Below are 14,590 nucleotides of genomic sequence, written 5' to 3'. Positions count from 1 at the left end.
TGCCCGCACCGGCTTCCGGGCCGCCCGTACCGGCCTCTCGATCGTCCGCACCGAATTCCCGGCCGCCGGGTCCTTGCATCCGGCTGCCCGCACCCCGCGCCCGGCCGCCCGGCCCGGTTCCCACCCGCATTCGTACGTCAGTCCAGCCGCCGGCGGCACGGGACCGGGCGGCCGGCCGGCGGCTGGACTGACGTACGACTGGCCGCATGGTAAGCGCGGCACGAGCGGGGGCGGAATGCGGGTGGGACCCGGGCCGGGCGGCCGGGCGCGGGGTGCGGGCAGCCGGATGCAAGGACCCGGCGGCCGGGAATTCGGTGCGGACGATCGAGAGGCCGGTACGGGCGGCCCGGAAGCCGGTGCGGGCAGCCGGAAGAGCGGTATGGGCAGCCGGGACGGCAGTGGCGGTTCAGGCAGGCGGGAAGCCGATGCGACGCGCGCGGTGCGCGCCGCCTTCGACCGCCCCTTCGGCTTCCTCGCCCCGCACCGGCACTCCCGGCTGGGGCCGGCGGCGGGCCGGGTGGCGGACCCGCTGCCGTACCCGGAGCAGGACGGGTGGGACGGCGGGGCGGACGCGGACGCTCCGTTCCGGGCGGCGCCGGTGGCCGGGGCCTGACGGGCGGGCCGGCGCACCGGCGTGGGAAGTGAGCAAGGAATGAGGGGGCCTCGTGGAAGGGCGACGAGTGAGCAAGGTGACCGAGGAGACCGTCCGGCGTGTGAACGGGCTGACCGCCCGCTGGGCGCACGCCCTGCCCGGCGAGGGGACGGTGTTCTCGGCGCCGGGCGTCTGGCCGCTGCTGGCCTTCCTCGCCGACGGCGCGGCCGGCCCGGCGCGCGCGGAACTGGCCGGCGCCCTGGGTGTGCCGGCCGAGCGGGCGGCCGGCGCCGCGCGGGAGCTGCTGGCGCACCTGGCATCGGTGTCCGGCCTGGACGCGGCGCTCGGCCTGTGGACGTACCACGCGCTGGCCCTGCGGGAGGAGTGGCGGGCCGGGCTGCCCGCCGGCACCCACGGGATCTTCGGGGACGACCTCGTCACCGCGCAGGAGCGGCTGGACGCCTGGGCGGCCGAGCGGACCGGCGGGCTGGTCGAGCGCATGCCGGTGACGCTGACCCGGGACGCGCGGATGGTGCTGGCCGGGGCCCTCGCGCTGCGCACGCAGTGGCGGCAGCCGTTCACGGAACGGCCGCTGCGGCCCGATGCCGGCCCCTGGCAGGGCCGTACCCTGCGCGGTCTGCACCGGCGCAGTGTGCGGCCCGACCGGGTGGGGGTGGCGGGCACCCCGGACGGCTTCGTCACCGCGCTGACGGTCCCCGGGGACAACGGCGTCGACGTCCACCTGGTCCTGGGCGAGGAGCGCATGACGCCGGGTCAGGTGCTCGCGGCCGGCGTCGGCGTCGTGGAGCGCGGGCTGCCGCTGACCGCGGGCGGGGCGTTGCAGCACGGGCACGTGGGCCCCGGTCTGCATGTGGAGCAGCAGCCGGCCACCGCGCCGGAACCGAGGACGCTGGACGTGACGACGGTGGCGTACGAGGTGCGGGCCGACCACGACCTGCTCGCGGCCGCGGGCCTGTTCGGTCTCACCGCGGCGACGGACACCGACGCGGGCCACTTCCCGGGGGTGAGCCCGTATCCACTGGCCGTCGGGGAGGCCCGCCAGTCGGCCGTGGCCCAGTTCGGCGCGCTCGGTTTCCGGGCGGCGGCGGTGACGGCGGTCATGCCGGTGGCGGCCGGCGCCATGCCGCAGTACCGCTACGAGACGACGGTCGTCCGGGTCGCCTTCGACCGCCCCTTCGCCTTCCTCGCCGTCGACCGCGACTCCCGCCTGGTGCTGGCGGCGGGCTGGGTGACGGAACCGGCGCCGTACCAGGTCACGGGCCTGCCGGGCGCTGTTCCTCCAGCACCCTGACACAGCGGGCGAGCAGGCCGGTCAGCGCGGCCCGCTCCTCGTCGGTGAACTCTGCGGCCAGGGCCCGCTCGACGCGTACGGCGCGGGCGTCGGCGTCGGCGAGGACGGCGCGGCCTGCGTCGGTGAGGCGCGTCTCCAGGACGTTCTTGTGCCACTCGTGCGGGGTGCGGACGATCAGATCCCGCTCCTGGAGGTTCTTCAGGACGGTGTTCATGGTCGGCGGGGTCACCCCGCACAGCCGGGCCAGGGCGGCGGCGGAGATGCCGGGCTTGGCGGCGCAGTAGAGCAGGGCGCCGTACTGCGCGATGGTCAGCCCCGCCGGTTTCAGCACCGCGGTCTTGGTCGCGTTGAGGGCCTGCTCGGCCCGCTTGATGTCAGAGCCGAGGCGCTCGGAGACCGGCATGGACGTCATCCGGGCATGGTAACGGGCACGTACACCCATGCGGACTCGGCGAATCATTAACACCTTGACGACCATTAGACCCCTAACATAGCTTCGCACTCGATCACTCGTCAGAGGCGTCAGACGCATCAAGATCGCATCAGGCACCTCAGCGCATGAGCGCATGAGCGCATCAGGCGCATCGCATCGAAGACAGAACCGATCGGGGGCCCTTCCATGTCCACACCGCTTGCGTCCCGCACGTCCCGCTCCCTGCACCGCCGTACCTTCCTGGCGGCCGGCGCCGCCGCGCTCGCCGCCGTCGCCGCGCCCTCCCCCGCCCGGGCGGCCACCGGCCCCCGCGTCACCACCGCGTTCACACTGCCCGGCGACCGCGTCTACCCGGAGGGCATCGCGCTCGACCGGCGCACGGGGGACGTCTACGTCGGCTCGTTCACGACCGGGGAGATCTACCGCGCCGCCTCGGGACGCCGCAGCGCCGAGGTCTTCCTGCCGGCCGGCACGGACGGCCGGACGACGGCCAACGGGCTGAAGGTGGACCGCGCGGGCCGGCTGTGGGTCATCGACCACACCACCGGCATCGACGTCTACGACCCGCGCGACCGCTCCCTGCTGGCCCGCTTCGGCCTGCCGGACGGATCGGGGGGCTTCCTCAACGACCTCGTGATCACCGCGGACGGCACGGTGTACGCCACGGACAGCCTCCGCCCGCTGATCTACCGCGTCACACCGGCCGAGACCGCCCGGGCCCGCGGCGGCCGGCTGCCCCTCACCCCGTACTTCGACCTGAGCGACAGCCTGCCGCCGCTGCCGTCCGGCGCCTACGCCCTGAACGGCATCGCCGCCGACGCCTCCGGCCGCTTCCTGTTCCCCGTCGACATGGCGGGCGGCGGCCTGTACCGGGTGGACACGGCCACCGGCGCGGTCCGCCGGGTCACCCTGCACGGCGGCGACCTGACCCACGGCGACGGCCTGGAACTGCGCGGGGGCACCCTCTGGGCCGCCCACAACGCCACCCACACCCTCACCCGCTGGCGCCTGTCCCCGCACGGCACCACGGCCCGCCTGGAGCGCCGCCTCACCACCCCCGCCCTCCAGATCCCCACCACTCTGGTCCGCGACCGGGGCCACCTCCTGGTCGTCCGCTCCCAGTTCGACAAGGGCGGCCCGATGGGCGAGGGCGTGCCGGAGACGCCGTTCACGGTGGCGCGGGTGACGGGGATCTGACCTCGTGGCAGGGGAGCCGGGGTGTCGCTAACGCCGCTAGCCGCCCAGCACCGCTGCCCGCGGCACATGGAAGGGGACGGTGTGCCAGGGGCTGTCCGGATCGGTGGACAGGGCCCGGTGGGCGGCGAGCATCTCCTGGTACCAGCCGCCGAACTCCTCGTCGTCGAAGTGCAGGCAGCGGCCCAGTGCGTAGCCGGCGGAGAAGTCCTGCCAGGAGGTGTGGGCGGACTGGGCCGCCTCGCTCGCCTCGACGACGGCCTCGCGCATCTCGGCGCGGGTGGCGAAGCGGGCGCCGTAGCCCCAGCGGGCCATCATCGAGGCGCGGCCGATGTCCCAGGCGGCGACCGAACGCACCGCGGCGTCCGCCGCGAGCAGGCCGTCGGCGCGGAACCTGCCCTCGTAGCGCAGCACCTTGCCGACCAGGCCGACGACGTGCGCGACGAACTCCTCCCAGTCCGGGCCGATCTGGTCCGGCACCTGGGCGGCACGCTCCCGCAGAGCCGTCTCGACGTAGCCGCGCCACGCGGTGGCGTCGACGGCCTGCAGCCGCCCGTCCGTGTACCGCTCGGCGAGCGCGGTGCGCGCGTCGAGGACGAACTCCCAGTACCAGGGGGTGATCTCGCGGTCCAGGAGCCGCCGCTGGGTGTGCTGCCATTCGTCGCGGTCGGTGACGCCCCACCACTTGGCGAGCCGCTCGTGCTCGATGGACAGGCCCAGACCGTGGTAGTGCGGGTTGTTCCAGGCCTCGCCGTTGACGAAGCACATGTGGGCGCCGAGGGCCAGGCCGTGCAGGAGCGGGCCGACGGGCGGTACGCCGGTGCGCAGGGTGACGAGCCGTTCGGCGCGGCCCTCCTCGTCCCAGTGCTCGTTGTGCAACGCCCGCCAGACCTGACGCTCCTCCGCGTCGGCCGACATGAGCATCGGGCAGGGGGTCTGGGTGTTGACGGCGATGCCGTCGACGTCGTCGGGCAGGTCGTCGGCCAGGTCGCGCAGCGTGTACGACTCGAAGACCAGGTAGGGGTGGGGGCGCGGGAGCAGGCCGCGGGTGTACACGGCGACGATTCTCCCGACCGAGGTGTCGTAGACGTGGAAGGTGCGCTCGCGGGGGTCCGGCGAGGTCTCCTCCCGCCGGAACGGCACGTACACCAGCTCGCCGGCGAGCGCCTCCAGATAGGCGAGGGTCAGCGCCCCCCGCGCGTCGTCCTCGGCTTCCTCGTCCTCCCACTCGACCGCGGCATGCCGGCTCACCAGCTCGTACAGCCGCTGCTCCAGCACATCGGGCGCCTGCCAGGCCCCGGGCTCGTCGGGCACCGGAATGTTCGGCAACGCCTCGTCGTGATCGTCCAACTCCCCGACGACGTACGGCTCGACCGCGGCCTCTTCCCCGCCGTGCGACTCGTCGTACCGCTCGTCGTACCCCTCGCCCTGGACCGTCCGCTTCCGACGCCCGAACACCACGTTTCCCCCGCATCCGCGATCATGCCTGCGGCCACTTTACGATCCCGTGCGAAGGGCCTGACAACTCAGTCCTCGATCACCGGATTGCACGGCGAGAGGAACGGATCCAGCCGCTCCTCGACGACCCCTCTGCGCATGACGCGCACCCGGAACGCGTTGTCGGCGTTCGGGAGGTCGCCTTCGTCGGAGCGGTCGTAGAGCAGCCCCCAGGAGCCGGGGAAGCGGCGCGCGATGTACGCCACCAGGTCATCCAACTGCCCAGCTTCATGACCCAGATGATTCGTATGTCCGACGACCGTGACGACGTCCAGCCCGTTGAAGCGGTCGAGCACGACCTTGCAGCTGGCGGACCACTGGACCGCGCCGATCCGCGCCCGCAACTCCTCGACCCCCGCCCGCAGCGACCGCGGGTCGTCCTCGTACGGGTGCTCGGAGATACCGAACCAGCCGTGGAACTCGTACATGCCCTCACTCCAGCGGACGCGCGTCGATCACCGGCTCGCCACCGTACCGACGTCCGTGCGCCGGGAGCCTACCGATCGCCCCTCTACGGGCGATCCGGGAACGGCGAAGGGGCCGAGCTCACGAGAGGGCTCGGCCCCGAAACCGCGCACTGAAGCACTCCCGGCAACGTGGAGCGATGTGCCGGTCACACGTTGAACCGGAACTCCACCACGTCCCCGTCCTGCATGACGTAGTCCTTGCCCTCCATGCGGGCCTTGCCCTTCGCGCGGGCCTCGGCTACCGAGCCGGTCTCGACCAGGTCGTCGAAGGAGATGACCTCGGCCTTGATGAAGCCCTTCTGGAAGTCGGTGTGGATGACACCGGCGGCCTCGGGGGCGGTGGCGCCCTTCTTGATGGTCCAGGCGCGGGATTCCTTGGGGCCGGCCGTCAGGTAGGTCTGCAGGCCGAGGGTGTCGAAGCCGACGCGGGCGAGGGTGGCGAGGCCGGGCTCGTCCTGGCCGACGGACTGGAGGAGTTCGAGGGCCTCCTCTTCGTCCAGCTCGGCGAGGTCGGCCTCCAGCTTGGCGTTGAGGAAGATCGCCTCGGCGGGGGCGACCAGGGCGCGCTGCTCGTTCTTGAAGTCCTCGTCGGTCAGCTCGTCCTCGTCGACGTTGAAGACGTAGAGGAAGGGCTTGGTCGTGAGCAGGTGCAGATCGTGGAGGAGCTCGGCGCGTTCGGTGCCCTGCACGATGCCCTGGGAGAAGAGGGTGTCGCCCTTCTCCAGGATCTCCTTGGCCTCCTCGACGGCCTTGACCTTGGGCGCGATGTCCTTCTTGATGCGCGACTCCTTCTGGAGGCGCGGGAGGACCTTCTCGATCGTCTGGAGGTCCGCGAGGATCAGCTCGGTGTTGATCGTCTCGATGTCGTCCTTGGGCGAGACCTTGCCGTCGACGTGGACGACGTTCTCGTCCTTGAAGGCGCGGATCACCTGGCAGATCGCGTCGGACTCCCGGATGTTCGCGAGGAACTTGTTGCCCAGGCCCTCGCCCTCGGAGGCGCCGCGCACGATGCCGGCGATGTCGACGAAGTCGACCGTGGCCGGGAGGATGCGCTCCGACTTGAAGATCGAGGCCAGCTTGGCGAGGCGGGCGTCGGGCACGCCGACCACGCCGACGTTCGGCTCGATCGTGGCGAACGGGTAGTTGGCCGCCAGCACGTCGTTCTTGGTCAGGGCGTTGAACAGGGTCGACTTGCCGACATTGGGCAGGCCGACGATTCCGATCGTGAGCGACACGTTGCGACTTCCCGTTGTTGAGTGGGCCAGGGGCTGCCAGGGGCCAGAGACCGACACTGGCCGATCCCCCAGTTTACGGCGTCCCGCGTGCCCGTCTCGCGGGAGCGTCGACCGCCCGGCCGAGCTCCGGCCCTCGGCGTGTCTGGGGGCCGATTCAGCACATAAACAGACCTAGGTTGGTCCCTGTGGAGCAAGACCAACACGGAACGCGACCCCCGAACGAGCGGCCGCGACGCGGCAAGCCCCCGTCGTCCCCGGCACCCTCGGCGCACCCGGCGGCGCCGTCGTCTCCGCTGCCGTCACAGGCGCGGCGTCGGACCACCGCCCGGCCGGTACGGGGTGCGCGGCCCGCGCAGCCGCAGGTCCGGCGGCTGCCCGACCCCCGGCTGACCGGGCTCGGCAGCGGGCTGTTCTGCATCGCGGCGATGTTCCTGCTCGGCTGCCTGGACCAGCTGCTGTTCGGCGCGTCCCCGACGGTCTACGGCGTGCTGTTCCTGCCGGTGTGCGTGCTGACCGCGCTGTGGGTGCGGGCCGGGGACGTGCTGACCGCGCCCGTCGTCGTACCGATCGCGTTCGCCGTGGGGCTGCTGCCGGTCGCCGAGGGCGGCGGGGGGCCGGCCGGCCGGCTGATGGGGCTGGTCACCGGGCTCGCCACGCAGGCGGGCTGGCTGTACGGGGGGACGCTGGTCGCCGGTGTCCTCGTGCTCGTCCGCCGGGTGCGGTGGGTACGGCGACGGCGGCGGCGCGGCTGATCCCGGGCCGCCCCGCCCGAGCCTGCCCGAGCGGGGCGGCCCGGGTGGTCAGGCGTGCTGGGCCGCTCTCATCGCCGCTCCCACGATCCCCGCGTTGTTCTGCAGCTGGGCGGGGACGATCTCGGCCTTGATGTCCTCGATGAGGTGCAGGAACTTGTGCGCCTTGCGGCTGACCCCGCCGCCGATGATGAACAGCTCCGGGGAGAACAGCATCTCCACATGGGCCAGGTACTTCTGGACGCGGCGCGCCCACTGGTCCCAGCTGAGGTCGTGGTCCTCCTTGGCCTTGCTGGAGGCACGCTTCTCGGCGTCGTGGCCGTTCAGCTCCAGGTGGCCCAGTTCGGTGTTCGGGAGCAGGGTGCCGTTCACGAAGACGGCGCTGCCGATGCCCGTGCCGAAGGTGAGCAGGATCACCGTGCCCCGGCGGCCCCGCCCGGCGCCGAACTCCATCTCGGCGACGCCCGCCGCGTCCGCGTCGTTGACCACGGTCACCGGGAGGCCGCCGAGTCTGCCGCTGAACAACGCGCGCGCGTCCGTGTCGATCCAGCTCTTGTCGACGTTCGCCGCCGTCCGGACCGTGGCGCCGCCGGTGACCACTCCGGGGAAGGTCAGGCCGACCGGGCCGGTCCAGCCGAAGTGGTCCACGACCTGCTTGACCCCGTCGGCCACGCCGTCGGGCGTCGCCGGGTGCGGGGTGAGCACCTTGCAGCGCTCCTGGGCCAGGTCGCCCCGGTCCAGATCCACTGGGGCGCCCTTGATCCCGGAACCGCCGATGTCCACGCCGAAGATCTGCATGGCTCCACGTTACGACGGACCACTGACCGTCACGCCTCGGGCGTACCGCTTCCGCCGCGCTCGGCGACCAGGGCCGCCGCCTCCTCGCGCAGATCGCGGCGGAGTTCCTTGGGCAGCGAGAAGGTGATGTGCTCCTCGGCGGCCTTGACCAGCTCCACGTCCGCGTAGCCGCGCTCGGCGAGCCACTCCAGGACCTGCTCGACCAGTACGTCCGGAACGGAGGCACCGGAGGTGACGCCGACCGTGGTCACGCCCTCCAGCCAGGCCTCGTCGATCTCGCTGGCGAAGTCCACCAGGTAGGCCTCGCGGGCGCCGGCGAGCTTGGCGACCTCGACCAGCCGCTTGGAGTTGGAGGAGTTGCGCGAGCCGACGACGATGACCAGCTCGGCCTCGGCGCCCATCTGCTTCACCGCGAGCTGGCGGTTCTGCGTGGCGTAGCAGATGTCGTCGCTGGGCGGGGAGACGAGTCCGGGGAACTTCGTCTTCAGGGCGTCGACGGTCTCCATGGTCTCGTCCACGGAGAGGGTGGTCTGGGAGAGCCAGACGACCTTCGACGGGTCGCGGACCTCCACCTTCTCGACGTCTCCGGGGCCGTCGACCAGCTGGATGTGGTCGGGGGCCTCGCCGGAGGTGCCGATGACCTCCTCGTGGCCCTCGTGGCCGATCAGGAGGATGTCGTAGTCCTCGTTGGCGTACCGGACGGCTTCCTTGTGGACCTTGGTGACCAGGGGGCAGGTGGCGTCGATGGTGGCGAGCCGGCCCTGGCGGGCCTCCTCGTGCACCACGGGGGCGACGCCGTGCGCGGAGAACATGACGATGTTGCCCGGCGGCACCTCGTCCGTGCGCTCGACGAAGACGGCGCCCTTCTTCTCCAGGGTCTGCACGACGTACTTGTTGTGGACGATCTCGTGCCGGACGTAGATCGGGGCCCCGTACTGCTCCAGGGCTTTCTCGACGGCGATCACGGCGCGGTCCACGCCGGCGCAGTAGCCCCGGGGGGCGGCGAGCAGGACACGGCGGCCAGACGAAGCGGTCATGCGTCCCATCGTAAGGCCGGGTTCGGGGGCCCCGAGATCGCCAGGCTGAGCGGCACTGTCGCCGGGCGGGGACGGGGTCGCTCACCGGCGCCGGCAGGGTGCCGCGCCCACCCGTGCCGCCTGGGGGTACCCCCTGCTCGAAGAGCTCGGGGGAGGCACGGCCGCCCGCGGCTACGCGGTCGGTCGCGGCGGGGCCGTGGGCGGCGCTGCGGGGCGCGTTCGCGGTGGGGGCCGGGCTGTCGGTGGGGACCGTTACGCTCGCCGCATGGCTGTGAACACGTCCCCGGAATCCCCCCTGCCCGTCGGCGAGGTGTCGCGGCTCATCGGGGGCTGGATCGACCGGCTCGGCGCGGTGTGGGTGGAAGGGCAGATCACGCAGCTGTCGCGGCGGCCCGGTGCCGGCGTCGTGTTCCTCACGCTGCGCGACCCGTCGTACGACATCTCCGTCAGCGTGACCTGCTACCGCCAGGTCTTCGACGCGGTCGCGGACGTGGTCGGCGAGGGCGCCCGGGTGGTCGTGCTGGCGAAGCCGGAGTGGTACGCGCCGCGCGGGCAGCTGTCCCTGCGGGCCGCCGAGATAAGGCCCGTCGGCGTCGGTGAGCTGCTGGCCCGGCTGGAGCAGCTGAAGAAGTCGCTCGCGGCGGAGGGGCTCTTCGCGCCGGAGCGGAAGAAGGCGTTGCCGTTCCTGCCGCAGCTGATCGGGCTGGTGTGCGGCCGGGCCTCCGCCGCGGAGCGGGACGTGCTGGAGAACGCCCGGCACCGCTGGCCCGCCGTCCGCTTCGAGGTGCGCAACGTCCCCGTGCAGGGCGTGCACGCCGTCCCGCAGGTCGTGCAGGCGGTCAAGGAACTCGACGCGATCGACGAGGTGGACGTGATCATCGTCGCGCGCGGCGGCGGCAGCGTGGAGGATCTGCTGCCGTTCTCCGACGAGCAGCTGGTGCGGGCGGTCGCCGAGTGCCGTACGCCCGTGGTGTCCGCGATCGGGCACGAGCCGGACAATCCGCTGCTGGACCACGTCGCCGACCTGCGCGCCTCCACGCCGACGGACGCGGCCAAGAAGGTCGTACCGGACGTCGGCGAGGAGCTGGAGCGGGTGCGGATGCTGCGGGACCGGGCGCGGCGCTGCGCGGCCGCGTTCGTGGAGCGGGAGCAGCGGGGGCTGGCGCATGCGCTGGCGCGGCCCTCGATAGAGGATCCGCACCGGATGATCGACGAGCGCGCCGATCACATGGCGTCGCTGGTCGAGCGGGGCCGGCGGACCCTCGGGCATCTGCTGGACCGCGCGGACTCGGAGCTGACGCACACGCACGCGCGCGTGGTGGCCCTCTCGCCCGCGGCGACGCTCCAGCGCGGTTACGCGGTGCTCCAGCGGGAGGACGGGCACGTGGTGCGCGGTCCGGAAGAGGTGACGGCGGGCGAGGCGCTGCGGGCCCGCGTCGCCGACGGTGAATTCACAGTGAAGGTGAGCGAATGACGAGCAAGGTGGACGAGGCGCTCTCGTACGAGCAGGCGCGGGACGAGCTGATCGAGGTCGTACGGCGGCTGGAGGCGGGCGGTACGACGCTGGAGGAGTCCCTGGCGCTGTGGGAGCGCGGCGAGGAGCTGGCCAAGGTGTGCCGGCGCTGGCTGGAGGGGGCCCGGGCCCGGCTGGACGCGGCGCTGGCCGAGGAGGAGGGGGAGGACGCGGAGCGGGACGGCGAATGAGCGGGGCACTGGCTCTGGTTGTGAGGCGGGTCACCACCCCCACCGCTTTAGTTGAAGCTTGAACATCACCTGGCGTAGGGTCGTGCCGTCAGCCGGTCCGGGGTCTCCGGGCCGGACGCGCACCCGAGGAAGTCACGCATGTCTCTCGTTCTTGACCCCGCCGCCCAGGACCTGCTGTTCCGCGAGGCCCGCACCGCGAACACCTTCACCGACGAGCCGGTGACCGAGGAGCAGGTCCAGGCGATCTACGACCTGGTCAAGTACGGCCCCACCGCCTTCAACCAGAGCCCGCTGCGGATCACCCTGGTCCGCTCCGCCGAGGCCCGCGAGCGCCTGGTCAAGCACCTGGCCGAGGGCAACCAGGCGAAGACCGCCGCCGCCCCGCTGGTCGCGATCCTCTCCGCGGACAACGAGTTCCACGAGGAGCTGCCGACGCTGTTCCCGCACTTCCCGCAGGCCAAGGACGTGTTCTTCAGCGAGCGCCCGGCCCGCGAGGGCGCCGCCGCGCTGAACGCCGCGCTCCAGGCCGCCTACTTCATCGTCGGCGTCCGCGCCGCCGGCCTCGCCGCCGGCCCGATGACCGGCTTCGACTTCGAGGGCGTCCGCAAGGAGTTCCTGGACGACGACCACACCCCGCTGATGGTCGTCAACATCGGCAGGCCGGGCCCCGACGCCTGGTACCCGCGCTCCCCGCGCCTGGCCTACGAGGACGTCGTCACGACCGTCTGAGCAGCCCGCACACGCGAAGAGGCCCCCAGCACCGCCGGGGGCCTCTTCGCGCACCGGGGAGCGCCGCCGGTCACTGCATCTTCAGCGCCGCCGCCATCGTCCTCAGCTCCTCGAAGGAGCCGGTGCCGGCCACCACCGTGGTGGAGCCGGGCGTGTCCTGGAGGACCAGGGCGTCGTACCGGCCGCCGGTGTAGCGGGTCCAGGTACGGCCGTCGATCGTCTCGGTCCGCTTCGTCGCCGAGCCGCCCTGGCTGGCCTGGTCGATGAAGTCGTCGCGGTCCTGCGTGGACTGCTCGACCTGCACGTACTGGCCGTCCGGGGTCTGGAAGCCGAGGTGCCAGCGGTCGGACTTCTCGCCCTGGAAGCGTACGGAGGTCGCCTTCCAGGTACTCGGCAGGCCCTCGGGCGCCGCCACCGGATAGCTCGCCGCCCGGCGGGCACCGACCAGCTCGACCTTGTAGTCGACCCGCTTGAGGGCGGGAGCGTGATCGTCGTGCGGGATGGAGAAGAAGTAGACGACCGCCGCCGCGATGCCGATCAGGGCCAGGGAGAGAATCATGTCCCTGGCCGTCTTCTGCTTGCCGTTCGAACCTGCCACGCCCTCTATCGTCGCAGGTGCCCCAAGCGCTCATCCGTGGGGTCCCCTGCTCATTTTGTCCGCCCGACGATAGAGTCAGGGTCCAATACCCTCATCCGGCCGTCGTCGTATCAGAAAGGTGCGCTCCGATGACCGAGAATCATCATCTGCCGTCCGAACTGGACGTGCCCTCAGAGGCTCCCGACCGCAACCTCGCCCTGGAACTCGTCCGGGTGACCGAGGCCGCCGCCATGGCGGCCGGCCGCTGGGTCGGGCGCGGTGACAAGAACGGCGCCGACGGTGCCGCGGTGCGCGCCATGCGGACCCTCGTCTCCACCGTCTCGATGAACGGCGTGGTCGTCATCGGCGAGGGCGAGAAGGACGAGGCCCCGATGCTCTTCAACGGAGAGCACGTGGGCGACGGCACCGGCCCCGAGGTCGACATCGCCGTCGACCCGATCGACGGCACCACGCTGACGGCCAAAGGCATGCCGAACGCGATCGCCGTCCTCGCCGCCGCCGAGCGCGGCGCGATGTTCGACCCGTCCGCCGTGTTCTACATGGACAAGCTGGTCACCGGTCCCGAGGCGGCGGACTTCGTGGACATCAACGCGCCGGTGGAGGTGAACATCCGGCGGATCGCCAAGGCCAAGCGGTCCTCGCCGGAGGACGTCACCGTCGTCATCCTGGACCGGCCCCGGCACGAGGGGCTGATCCGGGAGGTCCGGGAGGCCGGCGCGCGCATCAAGCTGATCTCCGACGGCGATGTCGCCGGCTCGGTGTACGCGCTGCGCGAGGGCACCGGCGTCGACCTGCTGCTCGGCATCGGCGGTACGCCGGAGGGCATCATCTCGGCCTGTGCCGTGAAGTGCCTGGGCGGGACCATCCAGGGCAAGCTGTGGCCCAAGGACGACGAGGAGCGGCAGCGGGCGATCGACGCCGGGCACGACCTGGACCGGGTGCTCACCACGGACGACCTGGTGTCCGGGGAGAACGTCTTCTTCGTGGCGACCGGGATCACCGACGGCGAGTTGCTGCGAGGGGTCCGGTACCGGTCGGAGACGGCGCTGACCGAGTCGATCGTGATGCGGTCGAAGTCGGGGACGGTGCGGAGGATCGACTCCGAGCACCGGCTGAGGAAGCTGCGGGCCTACAGCGCGATCGATTTCGACCGGGCCAAGTAGCGCCGGTCCGGAGGGGGCGCGTGGAGCGTCGGCGGCCGCAGGTGCGTGGCGGCCGGTCGCGCCCACGCGGCGGAGCCGCAGATCGGACGCGGCCCCGCACCCCCCTGGGACGAGGAAGCGCCCTCTGTGCGGAGAGGGCGCTTTTTCTTCGTCTGTCTCAGCCCGCCAGGCGGTTCGCCGCCGCCCGGGCCGCCTTCTTCAGGTCCAGTTCCCTGCGGCGGCGGCGCGCCAGGACCACCCGGCGTTCGGCCGCCGTGAGGCCGCCCCAGACGCCGTAGGGCTCGGGCTGGAGGAGGGCGTGTTCGCGGCACTCCACCATCACCGGGCAGCGGGAGCAGACCCGCTTGGCCGCTTCCTCGCGGGACAGCCGGGCCGCGGTCGGTTCCTTCGACGGGGCGAAGAACAGCCCGGCCTCGTCGCGCCGGCACACCGCCTCGGTGTGCCAGGGGGCGTCTTGGTCCCTGTCTCGTGCTGGCACCCGCTGGGCCGGAACGGCAGCTACCTGCAGGGACGAATGCGGCGGTTGCAGCACGGTCTACTCCTGACGACGGCTTCGCGAGCGAGAGACGATGCAGCAAGGCCTACCCGCTGTGCGCGCGCCTATGCACAGCGTTCCCATCCGCGGGCGCACGGCGGCTCGTTCACGCCCCCGACCGCCGGCGGCGCCCCCCGGACCGGGTTCGTTTCCGGCCGTCGGAGGATCCGCGCGGCCGTCGATCCCGGGGTGCCCGCGCGCCTGCGCCCGAATGCTCGCGGCGCGCTGGGGCCATCACGCCCAGCCGTCACCCCCGAGGGGCCTGCGCACCGCGACCGCCGACGGGCCGGAGCGCCCGCGCACACCGCCGGTTCCCCGCGGCGCCCCACGGCAACCGCACCGCGACCGTCAACGGCCAGGACCCCTGCCCGGGCCCCTGCGCGCACACCGCCGGTTCCCCACGGCGCCCCACGGCAACCGCACCGCGACCGTCAACAGCCAGGACCCCTGCCCGGGCCCCTGCGCGCACACCGCCGGTTCCCCGCGGCGCCCCACGGCGACCGCGCCGCAGCCCTCGACGCCCGAGGCGCCCGGGCGGCCCGGCCGT

At 72.6% G+C, this 14,590-nt stretch carries 16 protein-coding genes; 8 read left to right on the top strand and 8 right to left on the bottom strand.

Features of this window, described 5'->3' with window-relative positions:
• Positions 1–439: 439 nt before the first annotated feature.
• A complete protein-coding gene (locus tag CCN44_RS44610; protein ID WP_158103175.1) occupies positions 440–613 on the top strand; it encodes a hypothetical protein in 174 nt (57 codons plus the stop codon).
• A 67-nt stretch (positions 614–680) separates the two neighbouring features.
• Positions 681–1,904 carry a serpin family protein gene (locus CCN44_RS31525; RefSeq protein ID WP_086701476.1) on the top strand — a complete coding sequence of 408 codons (1,224 nt, stop codon included), beginning with the start codon at positions 681–683 and terminating at the stop codon, positions 1,902–1,904.
• Here CCN44_RS31525 and CCN44_RS31520 read toward each other — a convergent pair.
• Positions 1,867–2,316: a MarR family winged helix-turn-helix transcriptional regulator gene (locus CCN44_RS31520; protein WP_237481023.1), complete on the bottom strand. Its 450-nt coding sequence runs from the start codon at positions 2,314–2,316 to the stop codon at positions 1,867–1,869. The two genes, CCN44_RS31525 and CCN44_RS31520, sit on opposite strands and share 38 nt — an antisense overlap.
• Before the next feature lie 207 nt (positions 2,317–2,523).
• Here CCN44_RS31520 and CCN44_RS46690 point away from each other — a divergent pair, with 207 nt between their 5' ends.
• Positions 2,524–3,534 carry an SMP-30/gluconolactonase/LRE family protein gene (locus CCN44_RS46690; protein ID WP_107502127.1) on the top strand — a complete coding sequence of 337 codons (1,011 nt, stop codon included), beginning with the start codon at positions 2,524–2,526 and terminating at the stop codon, positions 3,532–3,534.
• A gap of 36 nt (positions 3,535–3,570) precedes the next feature.
• Here CCN44_RS46690 and CCN44_RS31510 read toward each other — a convergent pair whose 3' ends face one another.
• The 3 genes from CCN44_RS31510 to ychF all read right to left on the bottom strand — a co-directional run bounded on the left by CCN44_RS31510 (position 3,571) and on the right by ychF (position 6,730).
• Entirely contained in the window at positions 3,571–4,989 is a 1,419-nt protein-coding gene (locus CCN44_RS31510; protein ID WP_086701471.1) for a DUF1266 domain-containing protein, read from the bottom strand.
• Between the two features lie 68 nt (positions 4,990–5,057).
• Positions 5,058–5,456, bottom strand: coding sequence for an Imm7 family immunity protein (locus CCN44_RS31505; protein ID WP_086701469.1), 399 nt, complete (start codon positions 5,454–5,456; stop codon positions 5,058–5,060).
• Positions 5,457–5,641: 185 nt separating this feature from the next.
• On the bottom strand, positions 5,642–6,730 hold the full coding sequence (ychF, locus tag CCN44_RS31500) for a redox-regulated ATPase YchF (RefSeq protein WP_059252391.1): 1,089 nt from the start codon (positions 6,728–6,730) through the stop codon (positions 5,642–5,644).
• 185 nt (positions 6,731–6,915) lie between these two features.
• Between ychF and CCN44_RS31495 the strand changes: the two genes are divergently transcribed.
• Complete coding sequence (locus tag CCN44_RS31495; protein ID WP_237481025.1) at positions 6,916–7,482, top strand: DUF6542 domain-containing protein; 567 nt, start codon at positions 6,916–6,918, stop codon at positions 7,480–7,482.
• A gap of 48 nt (positions 7,483–7,530) precedes the next feature.
• Here CCN44_RS31495 and ppgK read toward each other — a convergent pair whose 3' ends face one another.
• A complete protein-coding gene (gene ppgK / locus CCN44_RS31490) occupies positions 7,531–8,277 on the bottom strand; it encodes a polyphosphate--glucose phosphotransferase (RefSeq protein ID WP_059252390.1) in 747 nt (248 codons plus the stop codon).
• Positions 8,278–8,306: 29 nt separating this feature from the next.
• Entirely contained in the window at positions 8,307–9,314 is a 1,008-nt protein-coding gene (locus CCN44_RS31485) for a 4-hydroxy-3-methylbut-2-enyl diphosphate reductase (protein WP_086701466.1), read from the bottom strand.
• 265 nt (positions 9,315–9,579) lie between these two features.
• Between CCN44_RS31485 and xseA the strand changes: the two genes are divergently transcribed.
• The 3 genes from xseA to CCN44_RS31470 all read left to right on the top strand — a co-directional run bounded on the left by xseA (position 9,580) and on the right by CCN44_RS31470 (position 11,747).
• Positions 9,580–10,788 carry an exodeoxyribonuclease VII large subunit gene (gene xseA, locus CCN44_RS31480; protein WP_086701463.1) on the top strand — a complete coding sequence of 403 codons (1,209 nt, stop codon included), beginning with the start codon at positions 9,580–9,582 and terminating at the stop codon, positions 10,786–10,788.
• Entirely contained in the window at positions 10,785–11,018 is a 234-nt protein-coding gene (locus CCN44_RS31475; RefSeq protein WP_086701460.1) for an exodeoxyribonuclease VII small subunit, read from the top strand. Before xseA ends, CCN44_RS31475 begins: the two co-directional genes overlap by 4 nt.
• Before the next feature lie 138 nt (positions 11,019–11,156).
• The gene (locus CCN44_RS31470; RefSeq protein WP_059252386.1) at positions 11,157–11,747 is read left to right on the top strand and encodes a malonic semialdehyde reductase; all 591 of its coding nucleotides are present in this window, start codon (positions 11,157–11,159) and stop codon (positions 11,745–11,747) included.
• Between the two features lie 70 nt (positions 11,748–11,817).
• Here the strand turns inward: CCN44_RS31470 and CCN44_RS31465 are convergent, their stop codons facing one another.
• A complete protein-coding gene (locus CCN44_RS31465) occupies positions 11,818–12,345 on the bottom strand; it encodes a DUF4245 domain-containing protein (protein ID WP_059252385.1) in 528 nt (175 codons plus the stop codon).
• A 128-nt stretch (positions 12,346–12,473) separates the two neighbouring features.
• Here CCN44_RS31465 and glpX point away from each other — a divergent pair, with 128 nt between their 5' ends.
• Complete coding sequence (gene glpX / locus CCN44_RS31460; RefSeq protein WP_059252384.1) at positions 12,474–13,508, top strand: class II fructose-bisphosphatase; 1,035 nt, start codon at positions 12,474–12,476, stop codon at positions 13,506–13,508.
• A 157-nt stretch (positions 13,509–13,665) separates the two neighbouring features.
• Here the strand turns inward: glpX and CCN44_RS31455 are convergent, their stop codons facing one another.
• Positions 13,666–14,040, bottom strand: a complete 375-nt coding sequence (locus tag CCN44_RS31455) for a WhiB family transcriptional regulator (RefSeq protein WP_079081127.1) — start codon at positions 14,038–14,040, stop codon at positions 13,666–13,668.
• Positions 14,041–14,590 lie beyond the last annotated feature (550 nt).

It is taken from the genome of Streptomyces tricolor (assembly GCF_002155905.1).
Taxonomy (GTDB): domain Bacteria; phylum Actinomycetota; class Actinomycetes; order Streptomycetales; family Streptomycetaceae; genus Streptomyces; species Streptomyces tricolor.
Note: the sequence above shows the minus strand (reverse complement) of the source record. Positions and strands in the feature narration are given on the sequence as shown.